Origin of the sequence: Actinomyces vulturis, assembly GCF_001687305.1 — a bacterium.
Taxonomy (GTDB): domain Bacteria; phylum Actinomycetota; class Actinomycetes; order Actinomycetales; family Actinomycetaceae; genus Actinomyces; species Actinomyces vulturis.
In genome coordinates this window covers 373,836-386,811 of the sequence record NZ_LZRK01000003.1, presented here as the reverse complement: position 1 = coordinate 386,811, position 12,976 = coordinate 373,836, and the positions used below count along the sequence as shown (strand labels likewise).

General features: G+C 48.7%; 12 protein-coding genes and 1 tRNA gene. 6 read left to right on the top strand and 7 right to left on the bottom strand.

The annotated features are described in order from the left end of the window. Positions 1-12: 12 nt before the first annotated feature. On the bottom strand, positions 13-1,191 hold the full coding sequence (locus A9753_RS06405) for a glycosyltransferase family 4 protein (protein ID WP_067782008.1): 1,179 nt from the start codon (positions 1,189-1,191) through the stop codon (positions 13-15). Positions 1,192-1,208: 17 nt separating this feature from the next. Further along, a complete protein-coding gene (locus A9753_RS06400; protein ID WP_067782004.1) occupies positions 1,209-1,904 on the bottom strand; it encodes a hypothetical protein in 696 nt (231 codons plus the stop codon). Between the two features lie 210 nt (positions 1,905-2,114). Between A9753_RS06400 and A9753_RS06395 the strand changes: the two genes are divergently transcribed. From A9753_RS06395 to A9753_RS06380, 4 genes are all read left to right on the top strand, one after another. Further along, positions 2,115-3,368 (top strand): resuscitation-promoting factor, encoded by a 1,254-nt coding sequence (locus A9753_RS06395; RefSeq protein ID WP_176702755.1) that lies wholly within the window; start codon positions 2,115-2,117, stop codon positions 3,366-3,368. 107 nt (positions 3,369-3,475) lie between these two features. Further along, positions 3,476-4,390, top strand: coding sequence for a 16S rRNA (adenine(1518)-N(6)/adenine(1519)-N(6))-dimethyltransferase RsmA (gene rsmA, locus A9753_RS06390; protein ID WP_067782002.1), 915 nt, complete (start codon positions 3,476-3,478; stop codon positions 4,388-4,390). Continuing rightward, positions 4,390-5,343 (top strand): 4-(cytidine 5'-diphospho)-2-C-methyl-D-erythritol kinase, encoded by a 954-nt coding sequence (locus A9753_RS06385; protein ID WP_067781999.1) that lies wholly within the window; start codon positions 4,390-4,392, stop codon positions 5,341-5,343. The genes rsmA and A9753_RS06385 overlap by 1 nt, the downstream gene beginning before the upstream one ends. A gap of 1 nt (position 5,344) precedes the next feature. After that, positions 5,345-7,237, top strand: coding sequence for an ABC-F family ATP-binding cassette domain-containing protein (locus A9753_RS06380; protein WP_067781996.1), 1,893 nt, complete (start codon positions 5,345-5,347; stop codon positions 7,235-7,237). Here the strand turns inward: A9753_RS06380 and A9753_RS06375 are convergent. Then, on the bottom strand, positions 7,218-8,390 hold the full coding sequence (locus A9753_RS06375; RefSeq protein ID WP_067781993.1) for a hypothetical protein: 1,173 nt from the start codon (positions 8,388-8,390) through the stop codon (positions 7,218-7,220). The genes A9753_RS06380 and A9753_RS06375 overlap by 20 nt on opposite strands. Positions 8,391-8,465: 75 nt before the next feature. Between A9753_RS06375 and A9753_RS06370 the strand changes: the two genes are divergently transcribed. Both A9753_RS06370 and A9753_RS06365 read left to right on the top strand, forming a co-directional pair. Continuing rightward, positions 8,466-8,537: transfer RNA gene (locus A9753_RS06370), tRNA-Gln, on the top strand. A gap of 111 nt (positions 8,538-8,648) precedes the next feature. Next, positions 8,649-9,632 carry a ribose-phosphate diphosphokinase gene (locus tag A9753_RS06365; RefSeq protein ID WP_067781991.1) on the top strand — a complete coding sequence of 328 codons (984 nt, stop codon included), beginning with the start codon at positions 8,649-8,651 and terminating at the stop codon, positions 9,630-9,632. Between the two features lie 32 nt (positions 9,633-9,664). Here the strand turns inward: A9753_RS06365 and A9753_RS06360 are convergent, their stop codons facing one another. From A9753_RS06360 to A9753_RS10115, 4 genes are read right to left on the bottom strand one after another with little or no spacing between them, the layout of a single operon-like run. Continuing rightward, complete coding sequence (locus tag A9753_RS06360) at positions 9,665-10,429, bottom strand: hypothetical protein (protein WP_176702754.1); 765 nt, start codon at positions 10,427-10,429, stop codon at positions 9,665-9,667. After that, a complete protein-coding gene (locus A9753_RS06355; protein WP_176702753.1) occupies positions 10,416-11,840 on the bottom strand; it encodes a sugar transferase in 1,425 nt (474 codons plus the stop codon). The genes A9753_RS06360 and A9753_RS06355 overlap by 14 nt, the downstream gene beginning before the upstream one ends. Beyond that, the gene (locus A9753_RS10185; protein WP_425394246.1) at positions 11,837-12,064 is read right to left on the bottom strand and encodes a hypothetical protein; all 228 of its coding nucleotides are present in this window, start codon (positions 12,062-12,064) and stop codon (positions 11,837-11,839) included. The genes A9753_RS06355 and A9753_RS10185 overlap by 4 nt, the downstream gene beginning before the upstream one ends. Beyond that, positions 11,961-12,968, bottom strand: a complete 1,008-nt coding sequence (locus A9753_RS10115; RefSeq protein WP_281180963.1) for a glycosyltransferase — start codon at positions 12,966-12,968, stop codon at positions 11,961-11,963. The genes A9753_RS10185 and A9753_RS10115 overlap by 104 nt, the downstream gene beginning before the upstream one ends. Positions 12,969-12,976: the final 8 nt, after the last annotated feature.

Below are 12,976 nucleotides of genomic sequence, written 5' to 3'. Positions count from 1 at the left end.
CCCTCAGCAGCATTACGGTTCGAGTCGTTGAATGAAGTGGTACAATTTTTCCTCAAAATGTTCAGGGTCGTATGTGTGGGCTCTCTTTTGAACCTGTTCTCTTAATTGTCGAAGAGACGAACTGGGCAACTTGCTAAGCCTAATTGTGTTATCAACGAGTTCATCTAGAGTACTCCATTGAAGAAGCGGAGATATGTTTTGAGTTACCTCATGTGGGCCGGCAGTGTTAATGACGCAGGGAATTAAACCGTACCCCATCGCTTCCACGGTAGTCATTCCGAAATGTTCTTGTGTTTCTGGGTAGTTGTCGATATCTGCGTTAAAACCTTGAGCGTGCCAATAAAAACGGGCATTTTTGTAAAGGCTTTGCAATTGTGAAAACGATGCATTAGGGAAGAACTTTACGGGAAGCCCTTCCGTGAGGTCCTCTAAATGCTTTAGGTATGAAAAGCCTTCTCCTTTTGCGGTTCCTGCTAACCATAACTCGTATCCATTGCAATCGATATCCTTAAAATTGCGAAATGCATTAATAAGTTCATGTTGGCTTTTGTGGGGAATATTTTTTTTGATAACCTCAAATCGTCCGACATTGAGAATTGCGTTCCTGCGTGATGATTTTTCTGTTGTTGACGGGAATAAGCAGGGAGGTTCTAATACTTCTGAAATAACCCCCCATCTTTCGTTAATATACGATTTCGTAAAATGCGAATTCGCTAGGATGAGATCGTATGTTTCAAAAAAATCTTTGTTTCTGTGGAGGCCTTTTCGAAGCAGGTGCATGCCTTTGATGTATTTTGTGCGGATATTTCCCTCAACTGGTGGCAATATTCTTTGGGGGAAATGTACGATGTAGATATTTTTTTGCCCTGTCCCTGAAATATTTGAATATGAGGAAACGTTAATGAACAGATCTGCGTTAATTTTTCTTAAAAATTTTTCAGTGAATATGTCTTGGTAGAGATTGTTAACTGCGCGCGGGCCTACCTTAGGGTAAGTCGGAATTTTAATATGCGTCGTATTGTTGAGTGTTAATCCGTTGTATTTGGACTCATTTTCGATTATGCACTCTTCCATAGTTGCAATAATTGGGTGAAAACCAGCATTTTCGAGTCCTTTTGCAAGATATATGCAATATCGTTCCGCCCCGCCTCTATTTGTGAGGTTGTTGGATAGAATAAGTGCTTTTTTCATGGCTCACACTATTTTCTTTAGTAGGATGTTGATTGTGGGGAAGGGTGGGTGGGGAGTACTTTGGAATTCTGGATTGCCCGAACAATCCACCATACGATTCCACAGATAAGAACGATAACTCCACTGGATCCCAGGAAGAAACCGGCGATAAATCCGCCCACACCCTGAACTACACCACTCACATCGATGCCCTCTGACACTGCGTAATATGCTGAATTTGGCAGTGACGATGTGCAGTAAACACTGTAGTCTCCGCTTTCTTCAGTTGTGAAGTTCAGAACTCGTTCATAGTGGTTAATCGTTTCTGAATGATTTGGTGACAAAGGGGTGGCGGTGATGTCATTTCCTGATGGTGACGTCACCGTGCATGACGCGGTGCCGCCTTCCTCGCTTAGATAAATTCCGTACTCTTGCTCCGCTTCCAAAGCAAATACTTCATCAAGGCCAAATGTACCGGGGCGCATCGAACCGATCCCAGTTGTAGAGTCCATGGAATGGCTGATAGCAATAGTGGAGATGATGATGCTGGCGACGATTAGCACAATGCCGACGATCGTGACGATGATCGGTCCTTTGTATCCCTTGCGTTGACGGGAAGCACCCACAGGAGCCCCGGGAGGCGTAGCTAATTGCTGCGGGTATGGTGCCTGGGTGGGGTAGTAGTAGCCCGGTTGTTGCTGACCGGAATATGGCTGCTGCGGAGGTTGACTCATAACTTTATTTTCACAAACCATCAGGTTGTGGGCTAGTAAAAACGGAGTATTGGTGAGTTCTCCTCGTTTTATGTCACGTTTTTTGACTATGCATGAAGGTAACGAAACGGTTACGGTAGAAGAAGAACAAAATGAGGAAGACGTGTGAGCCTATGCGATAACCAGAATATGAGGACTCCGCGCCTTCAGCCGTCTACCAGAAAGTACCTTGTGTCCGACAATTTATCGGTGAACCCAAACACTGCTGCTCCTCAGGAGCATCACGACGAAGAGGCGAAAACGAAGCCCGCACTTCTTTCTTGGCTCGCAACCCACAAAGTTCTCAGTGTTATTGTTGCTGTCCTCCTTGTGGCAGGCATTAGTGGAACAGGATGGGCAATCGATCAATACCATTCAGTGACCGTTACTGTTGATGGCAAGCCCACCGAAGTTTCTCTCCTTGGAGGAACGGTCGATTCTGCTTTGAATAAGGCAAATCTGAAGATTTCTGACTATGACGTGGTTACTCCTACGCGCGATCAGAAACTTCGTGACGGAATGACTATTACCGTCATGCGTGCTCATGGAATCCCCGGCATCGTTAATGGAAAGCAAGTCACTTTCTATACGGCGGCTGACACCATTGATGGAGCACTTGATGATCTTGCTGAACAGAACCCAGGGACAACTGTGGCGATGATTCCCAGTCGAGATACGACGTCGGAAAACTACATGCCTCTGATGAAGTCAGGAATTGTTACTGTGACCGCTGATGGAACGACTACCTCGGTGACAGTTGACCATGAAATGAGCGTGGATGACGTACTGGCTGCTGCCAAATTGACTGCGTCAGAAACTGACAAACTGCTGGCTTCTAAGCCTGCGGCAGGGACTATGACGCTAGCCATTACCCGAATCACTCGACAGACTGTGACGAGCACGGAGCCTATCGCCCACGAAACTGAAAAACGCGACGACGATACGCTTGCCCTTGGTACTACCGAAGTGATCCAAGCCGGAGAAGACGGTGTGACTACGACGACCACTTACGTTGAGACCACTGACGGCAAGACCACTTTCTCCAAGGTTCTCTCCTCTGAGACCACTAAAGAACCAGTGAAGGAAATAATTGCTGTCGGCACTAAGGAAGAACCTCAACCTGAGCAAATTCAAGCATCGGGACAGCAGAAGACTCAGTCATCCGAATCAGGTTCAGCGCCTGCAGCAACACATAGTTCTGTGGATAACTCGGATGTGTGGGCAGCAATTGCTCAATGTGAATCTGGCGGTAATCCAGCAACGAACACCGGCAATGGTTATTACGGTATGTATCAGTTCGCATTGAGCACCTGGCAGGCATACGGTGGTCAAGGCCTACCCTCAGAAGCCTCAGCAGCAGAGCAGCTGCGTGTTGCTAAACTCGTCCAGCAAGGACAAGGCTGGGGTGCTTGGGGGGCATGCGCTGCACGTGCAGGCGTGTACTAAGACGTCGACCTTCATCTCTCGAAGAGACCTTGTGATTAAGCCGGACTGAGCAGATACTCCTTCCGCCTTCATCGCGAGGTCTCTTCAATTGCCGATAGGCTGAGAACATGTCAGAAACCGCCCATCCGGCCCCGGAACCGTTGCCTCTGCTTACTCCTCCCGATATTCGGAGTTTGTGTGATGCTCTTAATATTCGTCCCACCAAGACTCTGGGACAAAACTTTGTTCACGATGCCGGTACCGTCCGTCGTATCGTCAAGCAAGCCGGTATTGAACAGGGTGAACGGGTCTTAGAAATCGGACCTGGGCTGGGCTCGTTGACTTTGGCTCTTCTTGAGACGGGTGCTGATGTCACTGCTGTTGAAATCGATCCCGTGTTGGCCGGTGCCTTACCTGAGACGATTCATTCACGGGTACCTGATGCCGATGACCGCTTCCGAGTTATTCTCCGTGATGCTTTGACTCTTCGTGGCCCTGAGTCTCTGGCAGGCGTGGAACCCACCTGCATGGTGGCAAACCTTCCTTATAACGTCTCGGTTCCTGTGCTTCTAACTGTGCTCGAGTACTTCCCTTCTATTGAACGTCTTGTGGTGATGGTCCAGGCGGAAGTTGCCGACCGTATCGCGGCCATCCCAGGAAGCAAAATCTATGGGGTGCCTTCTATTAAGGTGGCATGGTACGGCCATGCACGGCGGACAATCACTATTGGGCGAACAGTTTTTTGGCCTGTTCCTAACGTGGACTCAGCATTAGTTGAGTTCACCCGTGGTGAGACTCCATCGACATCGGTTGCCAAAGAGAATATTTTCCGCTTAATTGACGCTGCTTTCGCACAGCGGAGGAAGACTCTTCGTCAAGCATTGGCAAGAACTTTAGGCAATACCTCTCAGAGTGAACAGTGCCTTGTCGAAGCAGGAATCGACCCATCAGCGAGAGGTGAAACTTTGGTGATCGATGATTTCGTTGCACTGGCCGAATCTTGCGAGCGCCTGGGTATTAGCGTCGACGGATTGAAGAACTAATGTCTTATTTACGTGCCATTCACCCTAAACGCTCAGGGGGGGAACTTGCTGGCGTTCAGGTTTGTTGTCCAGGGAAAGTCAATCTTTTCCTCTCAGCAGGCAGTCCTACAAGCGACGGCTATCACCCGCTGACCACAGTTTTTCAGGCAGTCAATGTTCATGAGACCGTCATTGCCAGTGTTCGTGATCACCAGACAAGCGTCACGATGTCTCTGGAGAGCCCAAACCCCTCGGTCCCGACGGATGAATCGAACCTTGCTGTTCGTGCTGCTCTTCTTTTCAAGAAGCGTTATGGCATCACACAAGGTGTCCATCTCCACGTTGACAAGAAGATTCCTGCTGCCGGAGGAATGGCTGGAGGTTCCGCTGATGCTGCCGCAACACTTCGCGCATGCGATGCATTGTTTAATAGTGAGGCATCTTTAGAAGACCTCGAATCACTAGCTCGTGAATTAGGCGCAGATGTTCCATTTCTTTTAACCGGGGGAGTGGCCCTAGCTGAAGGGCGAGGTGACCTCATCACTCCTCTGACTACTGATATGGAACTCACCTGGGTTCTGGCCTTCCAACGCGAGGGTCTTTCCACACCGGCTGTTTTCAGAGAATTCGATCGGCTACACGATGGGCGAGAAGAATTGACGCCTGCCGCTATGCCTGAGCCCCTGATTAAGGCTCTTCGAGAGGGAGACATTGATCTCCTTGCTGACTCCCTTTGTAATGACCTCGAGCAAGCGGCGATCAATCTTCACCCTGATATGGCTGAGACTTTGCGTCTTGCACGCAGCAGCGGCGCATTGGCAGCCATGGTATCGGGATCTGGTCCCACAGTCGCTGCATTGGTCACCGGTCCTGAGCAGGCGCGTAGCGTTCAAACTCTTCTCGAAACACTTCCTCAAGTCGCTGGCACCATGATCGTCCACGGTCCTGTTGCCGGCGCCCACGTAGAAAACTGAGATGGCACACTTACTTGGACTCGAAAATATCGGAATTATGGTGGGAAGCCGCCGACTCCTAGAGGACATTACCCTCGGCGTCGACGACGGTTCCCGAATCGGCGTACTGGGGCCTAACGGTTCCGGAAAATCAACACTTCTCAGCGTCCTCGCCGGAATGCGAGAAGCCGATGCCGGGCAGGTCACCCGAGCGCGCGGCGTCGCCTTATCGATACTCACCCAGGTCGATGAGTTCGATGACTTGGACACGGTCGTTGCCACTATTCACGGTGATACGCCTGAGCACGAATGGGCAGGAAATCCTACGATCCGTGACATCCATGAAGGCCTCCTTCGCGATGTTTCGCTGGAACAGAAGATTGGTGAACTCTCCGGTGGTCAGCGGCGTCGTGTGGCATTGGCACGTGTGCTGAGTCAGGACTCTGACGTTCTCATTCTTGATGAGCCAACGAACCACCTTGATGTGGAGGGCGTGGCCTGGCTTGCGCAGCATGTTAATGCTCGTTTTGCTTCAAAAAAAGACGGTGGCGCTCTTATTGTGGTGACTCACGATCGCTGGTTCCTCGATGCAGTATGCACGCGAATCTGGGATGTGGTTCCTAGCGTCGATCCAGGCAACGGCCGTCCACAGATTCCTGGCTACATTGAGACCTACGAGGGTGGGTATGCTGCGTTTATTTTGGCACGCAATGAACGTGCCCGGCAGGCGCAGGTCAGTGCCCAAAAGCGTGATAATGCACTGAGAAAAGAATTAGCGTGGTTACGTCGCGGAGCACCAGCACGTACCTCGAAGCCAAAATTCCGAATCGAGGCTGCCGAGGCGTTGATTGCTGATGTGCCACCTCCACGTGACACGGTAGAACTCATAAAGATGGCGACGGCTCGTTTGGGGAAAAAGGTCATTGATCTCGAGAACGTTGGCTTGGCTTACCCCCGTGACGATGGCGACGAGACTGAGATTCTTCGTGATGTGACGTGGCGCTTGGCGCCAGGCGAGCGTGTAGGAATTATCGGCGTAAATGGTGCTGGGAAAACCACCCTGCTCCGGTTGCTCGAGGGTGTTCTGGAGCCGACTGCTGGCCGCGTAGTTCGCGGCAAGACGGTTCAGTTAGCAGTTCTATCGCAGAGTACCCACGAACTCGATGCGCTTGCTGATAAGCGAGTGATTGAGGCCGTCAGTGATGTGGCTAGGCATATTGAGGTTGGTGGCAAAGAACTGACCGCGTCACAATTGGTGGAACGCTTGGGTTTTACGAAGCAGCGCGCATGGACTCGTGTTGCTGAAATCTCTGGTGGGGAGCGCCGCCGTCTTCAATTACTACGCTTGCTTATGACTGAGCCGAACGTGTTGCTGCTTGATGAGCCAACCAACGATCTGGATACGGACACGTTGGCATCCCTTGAGGATTTATTGGATTCGTTCCCAGGCACGCTTGTGGTGGTCTCTCATGATCGCTATCTGTTGGAACGTGTCACTGACCATCAGATAGCCGTATTGGGTGATGGAAGTGTCCGTGATCTTCCCGGCGGAATCGATGAGTATCTTCACCTTATCCACCATAGGAATTGTGAGGGAAAAGAGTGGAACGCAGAATTTAGTAATCCAGGACCTCAAACCGGTGGCGTCAAATCACCTGGTGACATTTCCGATGAAGTGAAGACGTTCACTTCGGCTGAGCGTAGAGAAATGACGAAAGAACTCAGCCGCATTGAACGGCAACTTCACAAATATGAAGAGCAGCGAGAAAAAATCCATGCTGAAATCGTTGCAATATCGACGACAATGAATGACTCGCAAAAATTAGTCAAATTAAGTCAAGATCTCAAAGCACTTGATCGTGAGGTGGATGAACTTGAGTCTCGATGGGTTGAGATCAGTGAGTATTTGATCTAAGAGTTTTTTGTGGCGATTGTTCGTAGACGTTTTTGGTTGCTAATGGCGATGTATATCCATGTAACGCTAGACCATAAAGTACGCAGAAAGGTGTCGATAGGAAAACTTCACCTAAACGCCAAGAGCACACTAGGAGCGCAATAGTTGCTGCTTCAGTGTATAGGGGAAGTCCTGTTGATGGGCCGGACTTGAATAGGGACAAGCAGAAAATAGCGATAAAAAGTAAGAAAATGATAAGGAAAGGCCACCCGCCTTCTTGAAAGAGACCTCGGTAAGAATTGTGGAAAAACCAGTTTCTTCCCTCTAACTCAACTTGGGCGGTAGTGAGGCCGGTACCGTGCCACGGTGCGATTGAGTTTTTCGCTTCGGTGGCTGCATCGATTCGTGCGCGTAATATATCGCTTCCCGCATGAGACTCAAAATCACCTTCATGTGCGAAATTTTCCGTGGCATAATTTAGTGTGGTGTAGCCGATAAAGATTCCGAAAATTTTCAATGGGACATTTGTCATGAATCGCCGGAGCAGTAGCCACGTTATCGCAGCAAGAAATGCGCTAATGCTCGTGCGTGAGTTCGTTAAATAGATAGTAAAGAGGAAAACTGGTGAAAGGAGAATTTGAATTTTCTTTGGAAAAATACTGAGCAAGATAATGAAATAGCAGGCCATTATTGCGCCGGCAAGGTTCTTGTCTCCCAGAAATCCTGTCAAAGAGCCTTCGTAACTGGCGGGGGCGATTCCAAGATAAAAAAGAGGAATATTGATTACTATGGTGCTAAAAATTCCTGCGAGCAATGATTTGATGTGTATCTGTCCAGAACTGATCACTATTGCAGCGACGATCATTGCCGTAATTCGAGATAGTCGAATGATGGCTGGGGTTCCAATGTCGGATGAGACTATGTATAAGTAAAATGCTAGAGGGATATAGGCGGCGATAATTGTTTCAGCGCTACGTAATTGACGTGTAGGGTTTCGGCTGAGACCGATGAGGATGATTCCTGCCATCGCGAGGTCGGAAGGTAGTACCGGTGTATGAATAGGTGATGTGTCACGGATAACAATTAAGGCTCCCAAGATGAAATCTAGGGGGCGGAGGTCCGTGTAGAGGAATCGCAGGACTCCAGCCAACGACTCCTTAGCGCTTTTGGGCATACTAGAAACCTATTTCAGTTTGAGTTGGGTCAAAATTTTGCCCTTCAAATTATCCGTGCCATACTAATCGAGCCTTCCGCCCTAGTGTAACGGCAGCACGCAGGCCTTTGGAGCCTTGCGGTCCGGGTTCGAATCCTGGGGGCGGAACTATTCTAAGTCTTGTTACGCGTGGGCGTTATATCGCGGGTAGAATGCGATGTGGCGTTGTATGACGCTGCGTAGTTCATTCTCTACAGGTCTCACGGAGGGCACAGCCTTATGACAGGCATCATTACTACCGGCGAGAAGCGACTCGTCATCGTATCAGGGCGTTCGCACCCGCAACTTGCCGAAGACGTCGCTCATGAACTCGGCACTGAAGTGCTTTCCTCTACTGCCTACGACTTTTCGAACGGCGAGACTTACGTTCGTTTTAACGAATCTGTTCGAGGCTGTGATGTTTTTGTTATCCAGTCTCATGGTGATCGGGTTAATGACTGGCTGATGGAGCAGTTGATTATGGTCGATGCTCTTAAAAGAGCATCGGCTAAACGAATTAGTGTTGTTGCTCCATTCTTTCCATACGCCCGGCAGGATAAGAAGCATCTTGGTCGTGAACCGATTTCTGCACGACTTGTTGCAGATATGTATAAGACCGCTGGTGCGGATCGTTTGATGAGCGTCGATCTTCATACGGCTCAGGAACAGGGATTCTTCGACGGGCCATGGGATCATCTCTGGGCGCAACCTGTTCTTGTTGAATATGTTCGTAAAAACATTGATGTTGAGAATGCTTGCGTTGTCTCTCCTGATGCTGGCCGTATTCGTGTTGCTGAGCGTTGGGCCAATCAACTTGGTGGAACACCCCTTGCCTTTGTTCACAAGACTCGAGATGTCACTCGTCCTAATGAGTCGGTAGCTAACCGTGTCGTTGGCGATGTGTCAGGTCGTTCATGTGTTCTTGTCGATGACATGATTGACACTGGGGGCACCATTGCGAAGGCGGTTCAGGTTCTCCTTGAGTCTGGCGCGAAAGACGTTGTTGTCGCTGCTACTCACGGTGTTCTTTCTGGTCCTGCTGTCGAACGTCTGAGCACTTGTGGTGCTCGTGAAGTGATCGTTACTGACACCCTTCCAATTTCCGAAGAGAAGCAATTCGATCAATTAACAGTCTTGTCAATTGCGCCTTTGCTTGCGCGTACGATCAAGGCAGTTTTTGATGACGGTTCAGTGACTGAGATTTTCGACGACAACGCTCTTTAATCATCTGTTTGTTGGCTATTGGTGCCGCAGCCTCATTTTGAGGTTGCGGCACTTTTCGTATCGATTGATAACAATAGGGTCCATTGTGAAAGAACAACTGTGATCATGGCGAACAAAAAAATGAACTCTGCTGAGAGAATCGGGAAAAAACCGAGTGTCCAATAGATCAGTGCTGTGCCGAAAGAGAGAACGTTGAATTTCTTGCTTGAGTTGAATGCATGTCTAGTGTTACGGATTTGAGGGAACCTGATTGTAATGTGTAAGAGAAAGATTGGGATCAGAATATCTGCTGGGACATGCGCCGTTGAAGCAAGAATGGCCCATGAGTAGACAAGACCAAAAGAAAATAAAACGCCTAAAGTGACTTTGAGGGCTTGTGTCTGTCGAATAAATACAAGGCAAGGGATCCAGATGGATAACAGGGCACTGAAATGTCCCGATGGAAGAGTATTCCAATGGGGGAAATAACCATAATCTGGATGGGGTAGAGTGCTTTTCAGCACAAAGCAAACCATAAGAAAAGCAAAAAGCAGGATAAGTATTCGAAAAGACAGAAATGGTTCTTTGTTCCGTGCACCTAGAAGAAGGGTAAGAATGACACTAATAAGAACTAGGTGTAGTGGGGAGAATGCTATTAGTAAAAAACTCAGACGGGGTACGCCTATTGCTAAAAAGGAATCACGTCCGAGGAGTGATTGATAGCCAAGTAGTTGCCCAGGCTTTGTCATTCCAAAAAGAATAATAAAAAGGAATGTTGTCACAAGCGTGATCGTTGAAAACTGTTTAATACGCACCACGAGAGGACAGAACTGCTCGGAGGGTTTTCATGAGGATAGAGAGGTCTTGGAGAAGTGACCAGTTATCGATGTAGTACAGATCGAGACGAATGGTTTCATCCCACGAGAGATCTGAACGTCCAGAAACCTGCCAAAGACCAGTAAGCCCAGGACGTACACGGAGGCGGCGCCATTCGTCATCACTGTACTGGACTACTTCCCGTGGTAACGGTGGCCGAGGGCCGATAAGACTCATATCCCCACGAAGAACGTTGATTAACTGAGGTAGTTCATCAATAGAAAGTCTGCGGATAATACGACCAATCGGAGTAACGCGAGGGTCATGTTCAAGTTTGAACATCACTGTATTAGTGCTGTTTCCACCTCGGAGTTCGGCTAGTTTTGTTTCAGCATCAACGACCATTGAGCGGAACTTTAACATCGTAAACATTCGTCCGTCGCGCCCTACACGGGTCTGTTTGAACAGAACAGGGCCACCATCGGTGAGTTTTACTCCGAAGGCTGTTCCGATCATGAGTGGACTAATGATAATTAGGATGAGGGAGGCGAGAACGAAATCAAAAAGCCGTTTACCTCGGGAAAGTGCTCCTTGGGAGCGCGGATCTTCAACGTAGACGATCGGGAGTCCGGCGATAGGACGAGTGCGGATACGATCAGCAGCAACATCAACTAGTGAGGGCATCACTGCCAACTGAGTGTGGTGTCCTTCGAATTGCCAAACAAATCGGCGGAAATCGGTGGATTCGGGTACTGATCCAGAAGCGAAGAGAATAAGGTCGACGTCATTATTGTCGGCTAACGGAAGTAGTCCATCTGAGGGGTTGAAGACTGGTAATTGATGGTGTTGGGTAGGTTGAGGGAAGGAGACCTTGCTGTCAACAACACCGATGGGCTTCATCCCCAGCCAAGGGGCCCTATTAAGCATTCGAGATAATTCTGCAGCCTGAAGATCTGTTCCTACGATTAGCACACGTTTCATTCCAAAACCTCGTTGGTAGAGGAAGTGGAGGATACGGCGTCCGGTCATTCGGAAAAGAAGAACTAAAGGAATGCCAATGGTGAAGAGCAAGAGGAAGAATGAACGAGACAGGGATGTCTGTGTAAGAAATAGGCCGAGCGCAAAAACAGAGACTGTAGCGAGAGAGGCGTTGAAAACACGACGGTAGGCCTCGACACCGGCACCGTACTCGCGTGTGGCGTATCCCCCGAATGCTGCGATCATGAGCATCCAGACAATTACTCCAACGGGGCGTACGCGGGTTAGTGCATTATTGAGCGTTGCGTCATCATTGAGGAATCCGATATCACCGCGAAGGTGTGTAGCTAGCGTAAAGGCGATAATGATTGCGAAAAAGTCGAGAACTAAAACGCCCAGACGAACCAAATGGCGGACCTTGTCTTGCGGAATCACTTCAATTCCTTCGATTGTCCTAGATGCTCATTAACTATTAAATTCAGCGCATGATGAAAATTTTTTTCATCGAAAGTCTTTGCGTGGTTGACAATGCTGTCTATGTTCCATGAAAACTCTTCAGAATGTAGGACAGCGTCGCGGATCTTGTCGGGTGTTGGGGACTCGAAGAATAGTCCTGTGATATTTTCTCGAACAGTATCGAGATAGCCTCCTCCTCGCAATGCGATGACTGGTTTTCCGAAGGAGAATGCTTCCAATGGGGCTAAGACCGAAGTCTTCGAACGATGGTGCGATAAGAGCTGTGCAGTGTGTGTACGCCCAGGCCATTTCGCTGTCTTCTAAACCAGATAGCAAATGAATATTCTGTGGAGCGATGGAATGTAAATACTCTTTTTCTGGACCTGATCCAATAATGACAAGATTCTTTGAGGGCAAGTCTTGAAAGGCTTTGATAACCTTGTCGACATTTTTGTAAGGCATCAAACGACTGACAACTAGATAGAAATTATCGATATTTTTAAGGGCATCGATCGGAATTTGCGCCTCAGATCGTCTGATACCGGCTGGGGGAAAAATGATAGGAGCTTTTCTGCCGTATATACGGGAAATTCGTTCAGCCACAATTGTTGAATTAGCAATGTATGTGGTCGGGATGCTAGCAGCAGACTGATCCCATAATGTTAGAGGTTTTTTTAAAAAACGAAGCGCTAGTTTCTTGGGGGAAAACTTGCTTGATGATCGAAGATACTGGTCCTCTAAATAGAGGAAACGCGCAGGGGAGTGGCAGTAAACGATATTTGCACCAGATGTTCGGAAACCATGCGCCCAACCGGTTGAAGACGTCAGTACGAGATCAGCATCGATAGACATCATTGATGATGCGGGGGCTAAGAATGGTAGAGCTAGTCGGTGATCTTGGCGAAACAGTGAGATGTGGTTAAGTGGACTCGTAATAATGTTTGCGTCTTGAAATTCAGGAAATGTTGTCTCTGGGTTATAAAGCGTTGTGTAGATAGGCGCATCAGGGAACGCCTTGTGCATCGAAAGCACAACACGTTCAGCCCCACCACGTTGGGTGAGGTAATCGTGTGCGAGGGCAATATGTGGGGTAGTGCGCAAAGTCATCGTATAGA

Coding starts and splice junctions, on each gene's coding strand:
- A9753_RS06400 (WP_067782004.1), bottom strand. CDS start 1,904: ATGAGTCAACCTCCGCAGCAGCCATATTCCGGTCAGCAACAACCGGGC.
- A9753_RS06405 (WP_067782008.1), bottom strand. CDS start 1,191: ATGAAAAAAGCACTTATTCTATCCAACAACCTCACAAATAGAGGCGGG.
- A9753_RS06365 (WP_067781991.1), top strand. CDS start 8,649: ATGACAGGCATCATTACTACCGGCGAGAAGCGACTCGTCATCGTATCA.
- A9753_RS06380 (WP_067781996.1), top strand. CDS start 5,345: ATGGCACACTTACTTGGACTCGAAAATATCGGAATTATGGTGGGAAGC.
- A9753_RS06385 (WP_067781999.1), top strand. CDS start 4,390: ATGTCTTATTTACGTGCCATTCACCCTAAACGCTCAGGGGGGGAACTT.
- A9753_RS06375 (WP_067781993.1), bottom strand. CDS start 8,390: ATGCCCAAAAGCGCTAAGGAGTCGTTGGCTGGAGTCCTGCGATTCCTC.
- A9753_RS10115 (WP_281180963.1), bottom strand. CDS start 12,968: ATGACTTTGCGCACTACCCCACATATTGCCCTCGCACACGATTACCTC.
- rsmA (WP_067782002.1), top strand. CDS start 3,476: ATGTCAGAAACCGCCCATCCGGCCCCGGAACCGTTGCCTCTGCTTACT.